The organism is Streptomyces sp. NPDC033178 (assembly GCF_055577685.1).
Genome location: NZ_JBVIPT010000063.1, coordinates 1 through 1,261, shown reverse-complemented (window position 1 = coordinate 1,261; position 1,261 = coordinate 1). Strand labels below are relative to the sequence as shown.

2 protein-coding genes are annotated in these 1,261 nt (G+C 65.7%); both read left to right on the top strand.

Features of this window, described 5'->3' with window-relative positions:
- The first annotated feature begins 99 nt into the window (after positions 1 to 99).
- On the top strand, positions 100 to 435 hold the full coding sequence (locus ACZ5VQ_RS49325) for a hypothetical protein (protein WP_469110761.1): 336 nt from the start codon (positions 100 to 102) through the stop codon (positions 433 to 435).
- A 7-nt stretch (positions 436 to 442) separates the two neighbouring features.
- Positions 443 to 1,210, top strand: coding sequence for a transposase (locus ACZ5VQ_RS49320; protein ID WP_469110760.1), 768 nt, complete (start codon positions 443 to 445; stop codon positions 1,208 to 1,210).
- Positions 1,211 to 1,261 lie beyond the last annotated feature (51 nt).

The window sequence follows — 1,261 nt, the reverse complement described above, 5'->3', positions numbered from 1 at the left end:
CAAGTGTCGGTTGAGTCGGGTGGGACGGACGGTGAGCTGGCCGCGGGCTGCTCGGATAGTCGCGCGACGGGTGGGCGCTGACTGTGACAGCCTGCGCGCATGCCGGTACGAGAACACGCAGGTCGCCACTACGCGATCCAATTCGGCTACTCCTTGCCCGACGATGCCTGGCACGTTGAGCTGAGCGAGGCCGGTCCCGCGCCGGCTGAGTGGGCTGCCAAGCCGGCAGCAGTGCAGCACCTGCCTGGAGCCGCCTTCCTGGTCGCGGTGATCCCCGCCGAGGACCCGAAACTGGAGCCGACTGTTCACATCCACAGCCATGACGAGCACGTCATCCCCTACGAGATCGTGCGCTGGTTCATGGAGCACGTGGCCGAGGAGGTTGAACGCTGCCGCGCCGCGTTCGAACATAGAGGTCCGGAAGCGGTGACATAATCTTGATGTGGCTGGTGTGATCACGGCGTCAGAGCCGTCCTGGATAGGCCCGTTCACGGGGCTGAGCCCGCGCCGCTTCAGGAAGTTGGTGAGCGCGGTCCGACGCGAGACCATGGCAGTCTCACAGCGGGGGCGCCCCTGGGGACTCCCGCTAGAGGACCGGATCCTGCTCGTCACGGCGTACTGGCGCACAAACTTGACGCTGCGCCAGCTGGCCCCGCTATTTGGCATCTCGAAGTCCGCAGCGGATCGAGTTGTCGACCACCTCGGCCCCCTCCTCGCATTGCAGCCCCGGAAGCGGTTCCGTAAGGACACTGTGCTGATCGTGGACGGAACCCTGGTCCCCACTCGCGACCACACGATCGCCGAGCAGTCGAACAACTACCGCTACTCCACCGCCCATCAAGTCGTCATCGACGCCGACAGCCGCCCGGTCGTCGTAGTCGGTCAGGCGCTACCGGGCAACCGGCACGACTCCCGAGGCTGGGAAGAATCCGGCGCCAAGGCCACCGTCGGTAAGACGATGACCATCGCAGACGGCGGCTATCAGGGCACCGGACTGGTTGTCCCGCACCGCCGCCGCAAGGGCGAAGAACTCCCGGCCTGGAAAGAGGAACACAACCGCTCCCACAAGCAGGTCCGGGCCCGCGTCGAGCACACCTTCGCCCGCATGAAGAGCTGGAAGATCCTCCGAGACTGCCGTCTCAAGGGAGACGGCGTCCACCACGCCATACTCGGCATCGCCCGCCTGCACAACCTCAACCTCGCCGGATAAGCGAAGGAGGCACAGCAGCCGGCCACGCCCCACCAACTCCAAGATCGGTTA

What these genes read in the sequence shown, in the direction of transcription:
- ACZ5VQ_RS49325 (WP_469110761.1), top strand. Translation starts at nt 100, where the DNA reads ATGCCGGTACGAGAACACGCAGGTCGCCACTACGCGATCCAATTCGGC.